We start from the raw sequence: 15,259 nt of genomic DNA, 5'->3' as shown, positions 1-15,259 counted from the left end.
CGGCGCGGCCGCGGTGAAGTCCCGGTTGACCAGGTCAGGGAACGGCGCCTTGGTCTTGTCCTGGCGGGTCAACCCGTTGCGGCGCTTGATCTTCCGGGCGATCAGACCCTGCCGGCGCATCGAGGCCGCGACCGTCTTCTCACTGACCTTCCAGCCGTCCTCGCGCAGGTCCGTCACCAGGCGTGGCGAGCCGTGCAGGCCACGCTGCCTGACGAACATGACCTTCACGGCCCGGTCGATGACATCCCGGCGCAGGTCGCGGGTGGTGAACAGGCCATGGTCGGCGCCGGGACGCTGCGCCCGCTCGATCCACTTGTAGAACCACGACAGCGAGATCCCCAGCAGGGCACACGTGAACGCGACGGGCACGGCGTAGCTGGTCCTCTGGTCGGCGATGAAGCGTGCCACGCTCACCTCGTCGCCTCCTTCACCCACAGGACCACGGATCGCTTGAGCACATCACGCTCCATCCGCAGCTCAGCCACCTCGGCGCGCAGCGCCTTCAGCTCCTCGAAGTCCGCCTCGGACAGCTCACCACGGCCCTCCCGCTCAGCGCGGGCGCGCTGGACCCAGTTGCCCAACGTGCCCTCGTTGATCCCGAGGTCGCGGGCGACCGCAGCGATCGGCTTCCTGGTCTCTTCGACGATCCGGACCGCCCCTTCACGGAACTCCCGGTCGTACTTCGTTCTCTTCCTTGACATCGCAATCCTCATTGTCGATGCCTCCACACTTCGGGGGGAACCTCATCCTCCTCCTTGGTGGGAAACGATGCGGCATCAAACCGTGAACGCTTCACACCGGCGCCCAGCTGCTGTTCCGGTTCGTCGCCGCCGCCTACGAACGCCGATCCCTCGGCTTAGCGTCGCACTGGTCGTTCGAGGACTGGGGCCGGTTCCTGCCCGAACACCCCACCGCCGTCTCCATGCTCGACCGGCTCCTGCACCACGCCACCACCGTGATCATCAGCGGCCAGTCCCACCGCATGAGGCACGCCCGAACCCGCCAAGGGGGTGACCGCCCCACCCGCTGAGAACCAGCAGAGGGCCGGGGACTTCCACTTGGCCACCAGCGGGGACCCCCACCTGGCCATTGGCAATCGCCCGCGAAGTCTTCCAGGCCCTGCTCGGCAACTGTTCTGTGCCGGACTACTCCGACCTACGACCCGCCCGGCAAGCCAAGAACATCACCCTGACCACGGTCGCCGACCCCCTGCGCGTGCGGCCCTCCGGGTCGGCGAACTCGAACTCGGCCGACGCAGCGACGACGACTTCGCCCACCGCTACCGAGAATGGCTCACCGCAGCTTGACAACACATAGGAGCATCAGTCCCACTTGTAGAATTCAGGCCCAGGTCGTGTGACCACAACCCATACAAGGCTGCTGACTTCTACGCTTGGATCCGCAGCGAACTCAGATAGCGGAAGAACCGACTGTAGTTGGATTCAGCGCGAAAATGTTCATGCCACGTCTGCTTCGCGTTACTCCGAAGAGCTGAGATCGTCTGCGCGTCCGCCGAACAAACTCTGTCTATGACTTGAGCGAAACGATCTTCAACTGCATCATCGATAGGCACAATGAAACCATTGACATTGTCACGCACAATCTCGGCAACGCCACCCACGTCGGTGCCCACAACTGGCACTCCGAACGACATGGCCTCCATCATCGTGACTGGCAGGCCCTCGTGATCAGAGGTGCTGACAAAAAGATCGACGTGCGAGCTCTCATAGTAGGTGGTCACTTCTTCGTTAGATAAGAAACCGAGAAAATCACTTGTGATTTCTGGACGGCTACGGAGCCTCTCGCTCGCATACTCACGCAATGCAATCATCTCGGCATCGGGACCACCTATATGCGTCCAGTGAATCGGACCGCATGTGGTTAGGCTCAACGCGTCTACAACGCGCTCAAGCCGCTTTCCCGGATTCACGTTAGCGCAAGTCAGAACATGAAACGCCTCGCAATGGTGACTGGGCGTCACCGGAAGAGCAGCTGGGGATCGGGTGCCGAGGTACGCTCGGTGAATTCTCGTGCTGTAGTCCGGCAATTCAACGCGTAATCGATTCATTCCATGCTCAGAGCAAGCGAACACGGCGTCCAACCGCCTGATCGAACAACTATGGAAATACCGATACCCGTAAATGTCATCATATACATCAAACGCGTGGGCGCGAGCCACCGCCTTTCCGCCAAGTTCATCTGCTAACAAGCCGGCTAGGTACGCCCCGCCAGCAAACCAGTACGAATAGAAAACAGGGACACGACTCCGCGCGAGGAGAGGAGAGAGCTCGTCCTTGAGTACTGCAGCCTGAATGCGCAACTTGAGGATGCCCAGAACCGACGGGCCGATGACCGCCAACGTTGGCCTTCTTCGCCCGCTGTGTTTTGCGCGAGCCATGACCTCACGCAATAGGTCAGGACCAGCCGCCGGGAGCACGAGCAGTGCACGCATCCAGAGCGCCCATGTGTGACCCCGGATAATCGGTACACCGATCACATCAACTATAGCGTTGATCCTCGCTAGAGCTTCCGGCCGAACGTCGTTCCGCTCTTTACCGAAGTGGCAGAAGATTACTCGATCGAAGTCAGCGAGATACTGCATTTCAGTATCGAGGAAAACTTCGGCATAATCGGCGAAAGGGTACCTTAAGGTGAAAACGATGAGGGTCACTTGATCCGATCCGCAGCGTGACGGATCCAGCCATGGGCTATTCATGCGTGGCATACGTGTCGTTCTCGCATTCAGCACTCTGCTTCTGACTCTCCAAAATCGTACAGAGGCGGCGGCCCGATATCCCGATCGACCTGGTTCCTATCGCCTCTCCAAGCGTAGATATAGTCCTTCTCGGCTTCAAGCCCAGGCCCATGTGTTCTCACCTCAAATCCATGGTCTTTGAGCCACTTGGTTACGACCATTTTGGATCGACCCCAGTCAGTACCAAGAAAATCGTGACATGAAATGGTCATGTTCTTCACATTCGGAGCCATTCTCTCCATGCCTTGTATGGCTTCCTTTTCCGCACCTTCAATATTCATTTTCAGCCAGTTGACAGAAGTGATACCGAGCTGGTCACAAAGGTCATCAAGGGTTGTTGAACGCACCTCGCTTGTACCACCTTCGTAGATGTTGCTGCTCACCCAACTCTCCGACTCAGAAATACTGACCGTCCCCGACGTAGCCGAGAGTGCCACTTTATGCGGCTCTACGTGTGACCATCGATTGAGAGCACACATCGCTACCAGGCGCTCGAATGGTACGTCGGCAGGTTCGATGGCGACCACCCGGCCCTCCTTGCCGACCATGCCAGCAAGAAAAAGGGTCTCCCCCCCATTACCAGCCCCAACATCAATCACGACATCTCCCGTAGCCGGTTTGTAGTGACGCCAAAGCAGGTCATAAATGTCGTAGGCCCCACGCGTCGCGTAATGTTCGGCAGAATGCCATCTCTGGCGGTCGAGTAGCCTACCCTCAGGAAAGTTGTGTCGCCACATTCCATTCCCTCGCGACCAATGTACAGTCGCCAGCTTTCGGCTGTTGTAGGTACTTCTGATCGTGGTAACGACGCCAAGAAGCAGACGTACCGCACCATATCCTAAACCCTCGTATGCATCTACCCTTCGTATCGCGCGCTTCTTTATCCACCTTATCCGCTCCGCGTTAGTTGTCACAGCTTCCCTTCTTTCAGTGACGAGTTTCCGGTCGGGCAGAGAGGTCCAAATTCATCCATTCCTGGCCTCGGATGAGAGCTCTTACTATCATCAGTATCGCGATGTGTCTACCTACCTACGCAGGTAATGGTAAAGTCGTCGAAGTATCGACTGATTCCCTGGGATTAGACGCGCCACGAGAAAAGCAATTGCTTTGACATCGTGGAGTCGGAAAATATAGCTAATGTACGCTTTCACTGGAGGCTGGGGGCCATCGATTGAGCTGGCTTTGAGTATGCTTCTTCCCCGCTGCCGCGCCCAAGAGCGCTCCTGGCCATTGGATGCATAACGGCCAAGAATCGTCAACCGATCTGTACGCAGCGTCTCGTTTAACGACATCGAGCCCTTGTGCCTACGCGTCACACTGTAGTGCCCCGGACAATAGACAAACTCCCCCCGCTTGGCAGTCGCCAACCATAGTTGCAGATCACATACTCTAAGACTGGCATCGATTTCACTCACCATCTCCGCGCGAATTAACGTCGAGTTAAGCGGTGTGAAGACGTGGCGGGTTAGCAAATGTTCGATTGCGCCTTGGCCAATAGGTGGACTCTGCACTCTTCTAGCCTCAAGCACTCCGGTCTCGTTGTCTAAGACCAGGTCATCAGAATACACGACCGCAGTTGTTGGGGGTGACTGCCCAAAGGCCGCCAATTGCGCTATGCTTTTTCGCGGTAGCCAATAGTCATCAGCGTCAATTATTGCCAGGAACTCGTCTTCAGGGCGGAGACGACGAATGATCTGATTGTATGAGTCTCCGGGCCCAGTGTTGACCGATTTGAAGACTATCTCGGTTTGATGTGGGGATGAGCGCGCCCACTGTTCTATAATCTCTCGAGAGTTGTCGGTCGAGCAGTCATCAACCACTATCACCCGAATATCGTCGACTTCTACCTGTTCATCTATGGATTGGAGGCACTCCTTGAGAAAGTCTGCATAGTTGTAATTGATCACGCCGCACACAATCCTCGCCATACAAACACCCCCTCTTTCATGTGGTCGGTAGCGTGCTGGCCGCCCCTATCGATTACCATGATTAGGCTTTGCGAAGCTTGGAAAGGTAGTTCAATCGTTCGGTAGGTGGACGTCCTGGCGAGGAGGCCTGTCGCCGGGCAAGTCATCGCATCCGACAAACCGTCGCGCGGTTGCCTCACCATCGCCCGTTATGCCCTTCCTGCGCAAGACGAACATAATCGTCGCAATAAGAATTTTCAGATCCATCCAAAATGATTGGCCATCTACATACTCCAGGTCCTTCGCAAACTTGGCTTCCCAAGGAATACTGTTGCGTCCTGAAATCTGAGCGAGTCCCGTGATCCCCGGCCGAACGCTGTGACGTCGCAGTTGGTCGGGACTGTAGTGCGGTAAGTATTCCACCAGGAGAGGTCGAGGTCCGACTAAGCTCATTTCGCCTCGGAGAACATTTAGCAATGATGGGAGTTCATCGAGACTTGTAGACCGCAAAAAGCTACCCAGAGGCGTGAGCCGCTCTTCATCTGTCACATGCGATGCATCCGGGTGCCGCATCGTTCGAAACTTGATCAGCTCAAACGCCACGCCATCCTTGCCCGGCCGAAGCTGGCGAAAGAGAACCGGGGCTCCCATTGACCGACGGATCGCTATCGCCACCGCCGCTTGGATCGGCATGGATAGAACTAACACGGCGCTCCCGACGACTACGTCGAACGCCCGCTTCGCTCGATCCCCTGACCTTGTCACTCCATTAGCCTAGAGCCGCAGATCGGATGCGGATGGGTCGAGCGCATACTTCAGGTCGTAGACCACGTGACCCGCCTCGGCGCCCCACTTGCGGATCGCCCCGCCCCCCAAGTCGGTGAACTCCCGGTGGGCGACGGCGAGAATGATGCCTTGGTAAGCGCCCAACTGGGGCTCCGTCACAAGCGAAATCTGGTACTCGCTCAGGGCCTCGTCCGGCTCGACCCACGGGTCGAGGACATCGACGTGGACGTCATACTGCCGCAACTCCGTGATGATGTCGATGACGCGCGAGTTGCGTAAGTCCGGAGTATTCTCCTTGAAGGCCAGCCCCAGGACGAGCACGCGCGCACCTTGCACGGCTATCCCGCGCTTCGTCATTGCCTTGACAAGCTGGGATGCGACGTAGCCACCCATGGAGTCATTGAGTCGCCGTCCGGCAAGGATCAGCTCCGGATGGTAGCCGACCTGCTGGGCTTTGTGGGTCAGGTAGTAGGGGTCCACACCAATGCAGTGTCCGCCGACGAGGCCTGGCCGGAACGGCAGGAAGTTCCACTTCGAGCCGGCGGCAAGGAGAACCTCTTCGGTGTCGATCCCCAGCCGCTCGAAGAGCACGGCCAGTTCGTTAATGAGGGCGATGTTCACGTCACGCTGGGTGTTTTCGATGACCTTCGCGGCCTCGGCGACCTTGATCGAGGACGCTCGATGGGTGCCGGCCTTCACGATGAGCCGGTATAGGGAGTCGACGAAATCAGCGGTCTCCGGCGTGGAGCCGGAGGTCACTTTGACGATGTTAGTGACTCGTCGATGCTTATCACCGGGATTGATGCGCTCCGGGCTGTAGCCGACGAAGAAGCCTTCATTGAAACGCAGGCCGGAGTACTCCTCAAGCACTGGCACGCACTGCTCCTCGGTCGCCCCCGGGTACACCGTGGACTCATAGATCACGATGTCACCTGGACTTAGAGCACCCGCTACGGTCCGAGTCGCTGAGAGGAGCGGTCCGAGGTCCGGCTGCTTTGCATCGTCGATTGGGGTCGGTGTCGTAACGATGTAGACGTCCGCCTGAGCCAGCCCCATGGGGTCTGTTATGACCGTCAGACGATCAGCGGAGATCAGCGCCTCGGAGTCGACCTCCAGCGTGTGGTCGCGCCCCCCGCGGATCTCGGTGACACGGCCCTCGTTGATGTCGAAGCCGATGACGTCGACGACCTTGCCGAACTCGACAGCCAGAGGCAGGCCGACATATCCCAACCCGATGACCCCGACGGTTGCGGCCCTCGGGTCACGCTCAGCGATCACGCTGCGCCCTGCTGGTCGCGGAGGCCAGCGTTCGCAAGGGCCTGCAGTCGGTCCACCTCACCGTGCGCGCTGTCCAAGCCGCCATGGGCCATGTGGCTGGGGTCGAGCCCGGGCACCTCGACCCTGGTAATGAGCTCGTGATCGCTCGGGGTGCCGCGTTCCTCGCCGCTTAAGAGCACCTCGTGAAGCTTCTCCCCCGGCCGCAGGCCGGTGTACACCACGTCGATGTCCTGCTTCGACTCAGCGATCAGCCGCCGAGCCACCTCGACGATGCGCACCGGTTCGCCCATGTCGAGAACGAGCACGTCTCCCGGGTCACCAATTGCGCCGGCCTGAAGGACGAGCTCGCACGCCTCGGGTATGGTCATGAAGTACCGCGTCGCATCTGGATGCGTCACGGTCACCGGTCCACCGCGCTCGATCTGCGCACGGAACGCGTACAAGACTGAGCCGCGAGAACCGAGGACGTTGCCGAAACGGACCGAGACGTACGGCAGGTCGTGCACCATCGCATACCAGGCAGTCAGTCGCTCAGCGATCCGCTTGGTCTGCCCGAGAACGCTCGTGGCGTCCGCGGCCTTGTCTGTGGACACGTTGACTACGTGCTCCACCCCATGCGCCAGCGAGCAGCTGAGCACGTTATGCGTGCCGAGAACGTTCGTCTTCCACCCCTCGTCAGGGAACCGCTCCAACATCGGCAGGTGCTTCAGTGCTGCCGCGTGGAGCACGACCTCGGGGCGGTGCCGACGGAAGATCTGGTCGAGCGCCTCGACATCACGGATATCACACAGGACGATGTCGTCGCGATCGAGCAACCCCGAGCCATAGAGACGGAGCTGGACGGCGTGTAGCGAGGACTCGTCACGATCGAGCAAGACCAACGACGCCGGATCGAGCCCGTGCACCTGGGCGGCGAGCTCGCTGCCGATAGACCCGCCAGCACCGGTCACGAGAACCCGCCGTCCGGTGATCAGACCTGCAACCTCCGACAGGTCGGTCTCGATCGGGCGACGACCAAGGAGGTCTGCCACGTTGAACTCTCGCAACTGACCGAGTTGGACCTGCCCGTCAATCATCTCGCGCACCGGTGGGACAACGACCAGCGTGATCCCAACCGGCTCCAGTCGATCGGCGAGGTCCTGGATGAACGCGGGCTGAGCGTTGGTAATCGCGAGGATGACCACGTCGACCCTGTGCCGCTGCGCGAGGTCCGGCAGGTCCCCACCCTTCCCAAGCAGACGGTGGCCACGAATCCGCAGGTACCGTTTGGCAGGGTTGTCGTCGATGAAGCCGACGATCGTGTACGGCGGCTCGTCCGCGGTGTCCACCAGTCCGACGACCTGGTGGCCGATGTCCCCGGCCCCATAGACCAGGGCCCGCTTCGCGCCCTCAGGCCGGTTACGCAGGATTGGGTCCGTCACGGCCGCACGGAACACCCAGCGGCCCGCTGCCATGAGGATGAACGCCAAGGCCGGCATCGCGACGGCCACGCCTCGCGAGAAGACCGGCTGGGTGAGGAAGAAGGCTCCTCCGAGGAAGATGCTGATCGTCAGGACCAGGGCACCGAGCGCGGTCACTTCGTCGAAGCTGCCCACCCGGCTTCGACCGAGGTACAGATGCAGATAGAACCCGCCTGCCACCTGGAGCAGTATCGCTGCGGTCGTGTATGCGAGAGTCGCCTCCCAGATACGCTCGGACAGTGCGAGGTCGTGGCGGAGAAGTAGGAACAGACCCAGAGCGATGATCCATGAGAGCGCGTCCCAGGCCACCATGGCCGAACGCTTCACATACACGGAACTGCTCATCTGATCTCCCGCCCCCCTGTCATGTTCGTTCACGCCGCCTTCATGTCGCCTCGGCAACCCGCCCAATGCTAACCGCTCTCCCCCGAAACCGTTACCCATAGGTCAAGAATTGGTCAAGGATCCTCCGAACGGACCGGACCTGCGCTCACCACCACGTCCTGCTGGACAAGGTCGCTGATCAGGGACTCGAAACGGCCCGCTGGTGCGGGCCCGAAGATGCTCTCGAGATGCCCGCGCACGTCATCGCCAGACCGTGGGACTTCGAGGAACTCAAGTACTGCGGCGGCGACCGATGACAGTCTGAGGCACTCGTTCTCCAACAGGACGACGCATTCGTCCTCATGAACTAGCAGGTCGACAATCGGCCCTCTCTCCAGACTCACGCGACAGCCTCCAGCCGGGCCGTGATCGACTCACGAAGGTCGGTCGCCTCTGCATACTCGAGCCGCCAGAAGCCTCCGAGCCGTCCGTAGAAGTCCTGAAGCACCTGCAACGGGCGGTCCAGCGCGCTCAGTGAAGAGGTTTCGGGTACGACAGCCATGACTCCGTCGAGCAGGTCCAGCCTGGTCCAGCGGGGCTCGTGAGCGGCCGGCACCCTGCGAAGCAGCACCACAGCCGCGAGCCACGGAGCAGGGTGCGCAGCCTGCAGGCCCAACTCGTCGGGCCCACGCTCGATCTTGGGGAACCCGCCCTCGGGGGTCCTCGTCGACAGTGGTTTGGGGTAGGGGGAGATCTCGCCGCTCACCGGATCGACGCCAACGGTCTCGTCGGTGAGGTAGCCGTGCGATTGTGCGAGAACTCTCGTCAGGGTCGTCTTCCCCGTGCCGCCTGGTGCCACGTAGGCGACCGATGCCCCGGTTATCGGATGGCTGACCGCCCCGGCATGGAGCATTAGGAGCTCGCCACGACGTTTGCGAATGAGCTGTCTGGTGATCGCCTGGGTGAGCCCGGACATCGATGGGACCGGCCCGACGCGTTCGTCACTCGCGAGCGTTTCGTCCTCCTGGGATTCTGACTCCAACAGGCATCGGCTCCACGCCGCGTCGAACTCGGTCTCGTCGATGCCATCCCCCAGGTCGACCTCAACAGTGGTGCCGAGCGCGCGCAAGGTCCTCATGAGTCCGACACCCCAGCAGCCACAGACCGCTGACCAGACGTCGGGGTGGCACGCTGCTGATCGTCCCGACGCGTCACCTTCGGCACCACTGCAGGCAGCGCCAGCAGGACGAGGAACGCCGGCAGCATGAGCACCCGCTGCCTGGCCAGGATGCCGAAGTTGCCGACCGCCGAGAACGCCCACGCGAATGCGATGACATAGAACAGTGCGAACGCGATATTGGGGTTCCGGCGAAGCATCGCCGGAAGGTTCCGGAGGCGCCGCCAGGACGCGATGACAAGTCCGAGAAGCACGAGCCCTTCGATGCCCTGCACGAGAAGTTGGAGGTTTGTGGCCTCCCACGGGAAAGGCCGGAAGAGCACCGTCACAATGGCGACCGGGAACTCCTGCAGCGACCGCACCGGCACGGCATCGAACTCCGAGCCGCCCTGAGTCGCGCGCCGGCTCCGTTCGTCGATCTCCGCGCTCAGGGCGTCCCACGACGTCTCCTCCAGCTCGAGGAACTGCGCGGACTGAGCCGCAAGAACGACGATGCCCGCCAAGAGGACGACGACGCCGACGACCTTGGTGAGGATGCTAATGGGACTCTTCGTCGTGGGACGCAGCAACTGGGCGGCGACGACTGCCCCGATCGTGAGGACCGCGACGTGCGGACGCACCACCGCTGTCCCGGCGGCGCCAAGCGCGAGGAACGCAAGCCCCCGAGGATCCTCGGCGAAAAAGCGTGCGGCCCCGTAGGCGGTCAGTCCGACAAACAGGAGCAGCCAGGATTCCTTGCCGATGCTGGCCGGCCAGAAGAGCAGCGATGGGAGTAGGAAGACGAGCAGCGCATACCGACGTCTGTCGCCGTTCGGGAGTGCCATGCGGAAGGCGCGATAGAAGAAGTACGTGCCCCAGAACGCGAAGGACGCGAACACGAAGAAGCCGGCCAATGGTGATGGCCCGATGACCGTGAAGACAGCAGTCGTGACCATCTCGAGCCACTCAGTGCCGTCTACGTCCAATGCCTTCAGCGTGACGTCGCCACTGCGCCAGCGGAGGTACTCCCACGCTGCGTAGTTACTGTAGCGAGTAGCGTCTGACACACCTCCGTACAGGAGGTACACCATCCCGTACCGTGCAGCAGTAGCGGCGAGCTTGGCTGCGAACGCCAGCCACATGAGGCGGACGATCCAGGGGTCGTCTTCGCGCGACGTTACATGAGCGAGGAGCAAACCATTGACAAGTACGACGAGCGGAACGACAAGCATTGCGCCCCACACGTTGTAGGAGCGGGACTCGAGGGCGGCTGTGAAGGCCACCGCTAGCAGGACTGCGGCCCCGAGACCGGCGGCGGCTCCGGCAGCCCGGATCGAGTGATGACGCACTGCGAGGGTCAGTAGTCGAGGCTGTCGCCGCGAGTCTCGCGGCGTGATCTACGTGTCGCGCCCGCCGTCACAGCGTCGTCTTCGGTCCACTCCGACGGCGGCGTTTCGACGCGGCCTGCCCGGCGGCCTGACAAGGGCTTCTTGCCGGCCGGGTACTCGCCGTAGCCGTACCCATACCGACGGGCGCGCGGCATGCGAGAGCCGATGGTGATAACGCCACTGACGGGAATCCGGAAGCGGCTGAGCAGCTCGGCGACGCGAGTCGCGTCGTGCTCAGTGAGTCGGCCGCTGCGGGCGACGAGGACGACGGTGTCGACTAGAGGGATGATGTCGAACATGTCGCTGGCAGCGAGCACGGGTGCGCTGTCGATGAGAACAACGTCTGCGAGGTTGCGACACATCTCGAGGAAGCTGCCGGTGCGCGACGCGAGAGTGGCGGGGTTGTGGAGCTGGGTTCCGGCCGTGACGATGTTGACGTTCGGGGCGTTCGTCGGCCTGATCAGGGAAGTGATCGGGAACGCCTTGGGGTCGATGACATGGTCCGAGATGCCGACGCCCTGGGGGACGTCGAAAGCGCGGTGCAGGTCGGGCGAGTGGAAGTCGGCGTCGAGGACGAGGACCGACTTGCCGGACTCGGCGAAGCTGAGGGCAAGGTTGGCGACGCTGGTCGTCTTGCCCTCCCCCGGGTTCGCGGAGGTGACAAGGATGAGCGGCGGGCGGTAGCTCGATCCGGCGTCAGTCGTGCTGAGTGTGTGTGTCACGGCGGTTCGGGCGGCGCGGTAGCCGTCAGCTGTCGAGCTGCGGGGGTTGCTCGACACCATCGTGGCCGCGTGCTGGCGGTCCTTGCCGCGGAGCTTGTGGATCTCGGCGATGATCGGCATGCCCAGCGCGGTCTGGATCTCGCGACGGTCGCGCATCCGCGAGTCAAAGCGCTCGATGACGAGGGCGATGGCCATCCCGAGCAGGAGCCCGAGGAAGGCGGCGAGGATGGTTCGCGGGAAGCGTCCCGGCGGGATGATGCTGTTGACACCACCCTCGTTGGGGACGGCCACAGCGCGTTGCAGAACGACGAGCTCGGTGTCGCCGGTCTCCGGCCTCGGCTCCTCGAAGAAGGCAACCGACTGGTCAGCGAAGGTGTTCGCGATTTCTTCGGCCCGCTCGGGGTTGCCCTCCGTGCTTGCGATCGAGAGCGACGCTGACTCGGGGTCCCTGGTCACGACGATGCGCTGGCCGAGAAGGGCAGGCTCACCCTCGTAGGCAACCTGGGATGCGACCAACTGGGGGACCTCGCCTGTCGTGATGAAGAGAGCGATGCGTCCCAAGGTGAGTCCCGGTGTGGTGCCGTCCTCGCTGCCTCGCGAGTCGGCGAGGATGGTCGCGGTCGCCGTGTAGGACTGGGCCGTGTTGCTCACCGATTGGGCCGGCGTGAGCAGGAACGTCGCCAGCGCCGTCACCAGAGTCACGACGGTGATGAGCAACCATCGGTGGCTGAAGACCTTGGCGTAGTCACGCAAAGTCACAACATGTCTCCTGATCGAGTCGTCCCGGGCGCCCGACCGGCACCCCCAAGGACCTGGTCAGCGAGCGTGGCTAGTCTAGTGGCTTTCCCCCTTATCACCGATTTCGTCCATTTGGTGGGTCCATCGAATGGGTGACTGTCGTTCTATCAGCCCGCTTGGGCCGCTTCGAAAGGATGGCGCGTGCGCGTACCTTCGATCGAACGCGCTGTCCACTACGCAGGGCCGTATCATGCCGGTTCGGCGTTCTTCTCACTGGCCGGGGACGACGCCTCCCTGATCGGGAGGATCGACTCTGATCTACGCGACCTGCGCGTTGGCTCGGGTGAGTCCGTGCAGGCAAAGCGCATCACGCAACTGACGGTCACTCGCCGGCAGCCGCGATCTGAGACCCACCCTTGGGACGTATCGGCCGACGGCGAGATCTGCCAGACAGTGACAAACGACTACGTCCGCCCATACGTCCTTTGGGAGGTCACCCGGATTCTGCTCGAAGCTGACGAGCCGACGCTGGCGATCCATGCGGGCTCGGTCGCACTGGATGGGCGGGCGATCGTCATCGCCGGCGTCTCTCACGCCGGCAAGAGCACATTGTCCGGGTGGCTGGTCGCTCACGGTTGGGGCTTCCTGACCGACGAGGTGTCGCGTCTAGAGCAGTCGGGCGAAGGCTGGCGGGTTCACCCGTTTCCGCGACCGATAGGTGTGCGCCGACCTACACCGCTCGAGCCGTTCGTCCAGCCGGAGTTCGGCGAGGCCACCGAGATCCTCGTGCCGGCGAGCACTCTCGGCACTCTGTCCGGGGTCGCCGACCTGACGGCGATCGTTCTGCCGGAGCGTCGCCCGGGAGCCTCGTCCACGCCCACTCCCGCCCACCCTGCCACTGCCGTGCGTTTGCTCGCTGAGCACCTACCCAAGCGCGCATCGGATGGGCGGGCTGGCTTCCGGACCCTCGTCGACCTCATGCAGAGCGTGCCGGTCTACTCGCTGCACGTCGACAACCTGGGTGCGGCTGAGCGGGCCCTCCGGGAGCTTGTCGCTGGGGACGTGTCATGACCGCTGCGCGCCTCGAGAGGCATCCCGCGATCGAGACCGCCTGGGTCGTCGACCGGTATCTGCTGTTCGACGAGCGGGACGGTGTCGTCCACGAACTCAACCCGTCGGCCTCAGCCGTATGGGATCTCATCGATGGGGCACGCGCCGAGAAGGATGTGATCGAGTCGCTGAGCGCGCAGTTCGGCCAGGACCTCAGGGCGGATGTCCAGGTGGCGCTCAGCGACTTCCGCACACGCGGTCTGCTCAGCGACGACCCCGTCGACCGGGCTTGAGGCCCAGGTCCCACGCATAACGCAGCGCGCCCCGTCCGACCAGGACCGGTAGTGCCGTCATCGCCTGCATGCGGAACGGTTCTTCCCGCGCGAAGACTCCAAGGGCGTGTGCGTCGAGGCGCCCGATCCGCTGCCCTCTGGCCCACGTGAGCGCGTCGTGATGCAGCTCCAGCTCAAGCCGGTCCCACGTCTCGATGAGTGCGCTGGCGACGACCGCCTGCACCTTGAAACGCTCGGCTGTGGCGATCGTTTGCTGCCAGTCGACCTCGCTGACCAGCATCAGCTGAGCCACGTCGCGGAAGGCGCGAAGCTCGCGCCACCCGCCGAGTGCCGCGTGGAAGCACCCGTGGAGGAGTCGGTTGGGTCCGCTCAACGCCGGTATGCGACGGCCGGCCAACACGAACTCGTCGCCTCCCTCGAAAAGAGCTCTGGTGTCGAGCCGGAGGCCGAATCGTCCGATCGCCAGGCGGCGATGCAGGTCCACCTCGAGTGAGTCCGTGTTGGTGAGGGTCACGCCCTTGCCGAAACGGCCGTCAAAGCCCGGCGAGACCTCAAGGGCATCTCTGGTCCACCCGATACCAGCGAGCGCTGCGACGGCTCTGTCCCAGGAGTCAGGGTGGATCAGGACGTCGACGTCACCGAAGGTCCGGAGTGACGGGTCAGGGAAATCGAGGTGCGCCAGCGCGGGGCCTTTGGTCAGTCGCCACTCGACACCCGCACCGTCGAGAGCCCGAGCAACACCGATGAGAAGTCGCTCGAGATCGACTGCGGCAATCAGCTGGTTGTGCCAGGCGTCGACCACTGCCGCAGCGAAGTCCGCGGGAGCCGCGACGGCGCCCTCAGCGATCGCAGTCGCCATATACCCCGCGAGGCGATCTCGACGGATGACGTGGATCAGCCGATCGGCCTCCCCGTCGGTGATGTCTCCTGTGCGGCTATGGACGGGGATCCCGTGCCGACTGGCAACCACCAGCGCTGGATGCCTACTCGCCATCCGTGGCCTCGAGGTAACCCTGATCGGTCAGCAGGTCGATGAGCTCCTCCACGTCGGTCCGGACGACCTCGGCTGGCGCCCCGTAGCGTGCTGTAAGCGTGGTCACAATCGATGTCTTGTCTACGCCGCCCTCTATGAGCTCCCAAATGTCCGCTGCTGCGCCGTGCACGACGGTCACATCTCGGCCCTCTCGGGACAGCGCCAGGAAGCCCGGCGCGCGTCGCCACACGATATTTGTGCGTCGACGCACGGCTCATCCTCCATTCGGACACCCGATGTGAACTGGCAATTCGGTTCCTGTAGGGTAACGGCGGGCGCTCGGACTGATCCGGGCGTCAGTGATGTCACCGCAGGGAAACACACCATTCAGCAGGGGGAACCCATGGAGAGCACGTCTCCGACCGTGGA

The 15,259-nt window shown here is 62.4% G+C and carries 16 protein-coding genes; 3 read left to right on the top strand and 13 right to left on the bottom strand.

All coding sequences use genetic code 11. The annotated features are described in order from the left end of the window. Together GA707_RS14780 and GA707_RS14775 are read right to left on the bottom strand one after the other, a co-directional pair. Positions 1–414, bottom strand: a 414-nt coding sequence (locus tag GA707_RS14780; RefSeq protein ID WP_152179206.1) for an IS3 family transposase, incomplete at its 3' end; no start/stop codon positions are given. Further along, positions 411–701: a transposase gene (locus tag GA707_RS14775; RefSeq protein ID WP_152179205.1), complete on the bottom strand. Its 291-nt coding sequence runs from the start codon at positions 699–701 to the stop codon at positions 411–413. The genes GA707_RS14780 and GA707_RS14775, both read right to left, overlap by 4 nt. Before the next feature lie 107 nt (positions 702–808). Between GA707_RS14775 and GA707_RS21835 the strand changes: the two genes are divergently transcribed. After that, positions 809–1,030 (top strand): ATP-binding protein, encoded by a 222-nt coding sequence (locus tag GA707_RS21835; protein WP_152179225.1) that lies wholly within the window; start codon positions 809–811, stop codon positions 1,028–1,030. 357 nt (positions 1,031–1,387) lie between these two features. Here GA707_RS21835 and GA707_RS14760 read toward each other — a convergent pair whose 3' ends face one another. The 9 genes from GA707_RS14760 to GA707_RS14720 form a co-directional block, all read right to left on the bottom strand. Continuing rightward, positions 1,388–2,671 carry a glycosyltransferase gene (locus tag GA707_RS14760; protein ID WP_193315355.1) on the bottom strand — a complete coding sequence of 428 codons (1,284 nt, stop codon included), beginning with the start codon at positions 2,669–2,671 and terminating at the stop codon, positions 1,388–1,390. A 71-nt stretch (positions 2,672–2,742) separates the two neighbouring features. Further along, entirely contained in the window at positions 2,743–3,492 is a 750-nt protein-coding gene (locus GA707_RS14755) for an FkbM family methyltransferase (RefSeq protein ID WP_152179203.1), read from the bottom strand. Positions 3,493–3,780: 288 nt separating this feature from the next. Then, entirely contained in the window at positions 3,781–4,683 is a 903-nt protein-coding gene (locus GA707_RS21830; protein WP_152179202.1) for a glycosyltransferase, read from the bottom strand. 90 nt (positions 4,684–4,773) lie between these two features. Next, positions 4,774–5,427, bottom strand: coding sequence for a sugar transferase (locus GA707_RS14745; protein ID WP_152179201.1), 654 nt, complete (start codon positions 5,425–5,427; stop codon positions 4,774–4,776). A 9-nt stretch (positions 5,428–5,436) separates the two neighbouring features. Then, the gene (locus GA707_RS14740) at positions 5,437–6,726 is read right to left on the bottom strand and encodes a nucleotide sugar dehydrogenase (protein ID WP_152179200.1); all 1,290 of its coding nucleotides are present in this window, start codon (positions 6,724–6,726) and stop codon (positions 5,437–5,439) included. Beyond that, complete coding sequence (locus GA707_RS14735) at positions 6,723–8,531, bottom strand: nucleoside-diphosphate sugar epimerase/dehydratase (protein ID WP_152179199.1); 1,809 nt, start codon at positions 8,529–8,531, stop codon at positions 6,723–6,725. Before GA707_RS14735 ends, GA707_RS14740 begins: the two co-directional genes overlap by 4 nt. A gap of 379 nt (positions 8,532–8,910) precedes the next feature. Beyond that, on the bottom strand, positions 8,911–9,648 hold the full coding sequence (locus GA707_RS14730; RefSeq protein ID WP_152179198.1) for a hypothetical protein: 738 nt from the start codon (positions 9,646–9,648) through the stop codon (positions 8,911–8,913). Then, a complete protein-coding gene (locus GA707_RS14725; protein ID WP_193315352.1) occupies positions 9,645–11,015 on the bottom strand; it encodes a hypothetical protein in 1,371 nt (456 codons plus the stop codon). Before GA707_RS14725 ends, GA707_RS14730 begins: the two co-directional genes overlap by 4 nt. Before the next feature lie 8 nt (positions 11,016–11,023). Next, a complete protein-coding gene (locus GA707_RS14720) occupies positions 11,024–12,535 on the bottom strand; it encodes a polysaccharide biosynthesis tyrosine autokinase (protein ID WP_152179197.1) in 1,512 nt (503 codons plus the stop codon). A 432-nt stretch (positions 12,536–12,967) separates the two neighbouring features. Here GA707_RS14720 and GA707_RS14715 point away from each other — a divergent pair, with 432 nt between their 5' ends. Next, positions 12,968–13,585: a hypothetical protein gene (locus tag GA707_RS14715; protein ID WP_152179196.1), complete on the top strand. Its 618-nt coding sequence runs from the start codon at positions 12,968–12,970 to the stop codon at positions 13,583–13,585. Beyond that, positions 13,582–13,857, top strand: coding sequence for a PqqD family protein (locus GA707_RS14710; protein ID WP_152179195.1), 276 nt, complete (start codon positions 13,582–13,584; stop codon positions 13,855–13,857). Before GA707_RS14715 ends, GA707_RS14710 begins: the two co-directional genes overlap by 4 nt. On the opposite strand, the gene GA707_RS14705 is transcribed toward GA707_RS14710, so the two are convergent. Beyond that, entirely contained in the window at positions 13,829–14,851 is a 1,023-nt protein-coding gene (locus tag GA707_RS14705) for a nucleotidyltransferase family protein (protein ID WP_152179194.1), read from the bottom strand. The genes GA707_RS14710 and GA707_RS14705 overlap by 29 nt on opposite strands. Then, positions 14,841–15,101 (bottom strand): PqqD family protein, encoded by a 261-nt coding sequence (locus GA707_RS14700; protein ID WP_152179193.1) that lies wholly within the window; start codon positions 15,099–15,101, stop codon positions 14,841–14,843. The genes GA707_RS14705 and GA707_RS14700 overlap by 11 nt, the downstream gene beginning before the upstream one ends. Between the last annotated feature and the right edge of the window lie 158 nt (positions 15,102–15,259).

It is taken from the genome of Nostocoides sp. F2B08, from assembly GCF_009184895.1.
Lineage (GTDB): Bacteria > Actinomycetota > Actinomycetes > Actinomycetales > Dermatophilaceae > F2B08.
This window is presented reverse-complemented; position numbering and strand designations above follow the sequence as displayed.

Bases quoted from the DNA above. Each gene is read 5' to 3' on its own strand.
- GA707_RS14710 (WP_152179195.1), top strand. From the start codon at position 13,582: ATGACCGCTGCGCGCCTCGAGAGGCATCCCGCGATCGAGACCGCCTGG.
- GA707_RS14730 (WP_152179198.1), bottom strand. From the start codon at position 9,648: ATGAGGACCTTGCGCGCGCTCGGCACCACTGTTGAGGTCGACCTGGGG.
- GA707_RS14775 (WP_152179205.1), bottom strand. From the start codon at position 701: ATGTCAAGGAAGAGAACGAAGTACGACCGGGAGTTCCGTGAAGGGGCG.
- GA707_RS14735 (WP_152179199.1), bottom strand. From the start codon at position 8,531: ATGAGCAGTTCCGTGTATGTGAAGCGTTCGGCCATGGTGGCCTGGGAC.
- GA707_RS14705 (WP_152179194.1), bottom strand. From the start codon at position 14,851: ATGGCGAGTAGGCATCCAGCGCTGGTGGTTGCCAGTCGGCACGGGATC.
- GA707_RS21830 (WP_152179202.1), bottom strand. From the start codon at position 4,683: ATGGCGAGGATTGTGTGCGGCGTGATCAATTACAACTATGCAGACTTT.
- GA707_RS14755 (WP_152179203.1), bottom strand. From the start codon at position 3,492: ATGTGGCGACACAACTTTCCTGAGGGTAGGCTACTCGACCGCCAGAGA.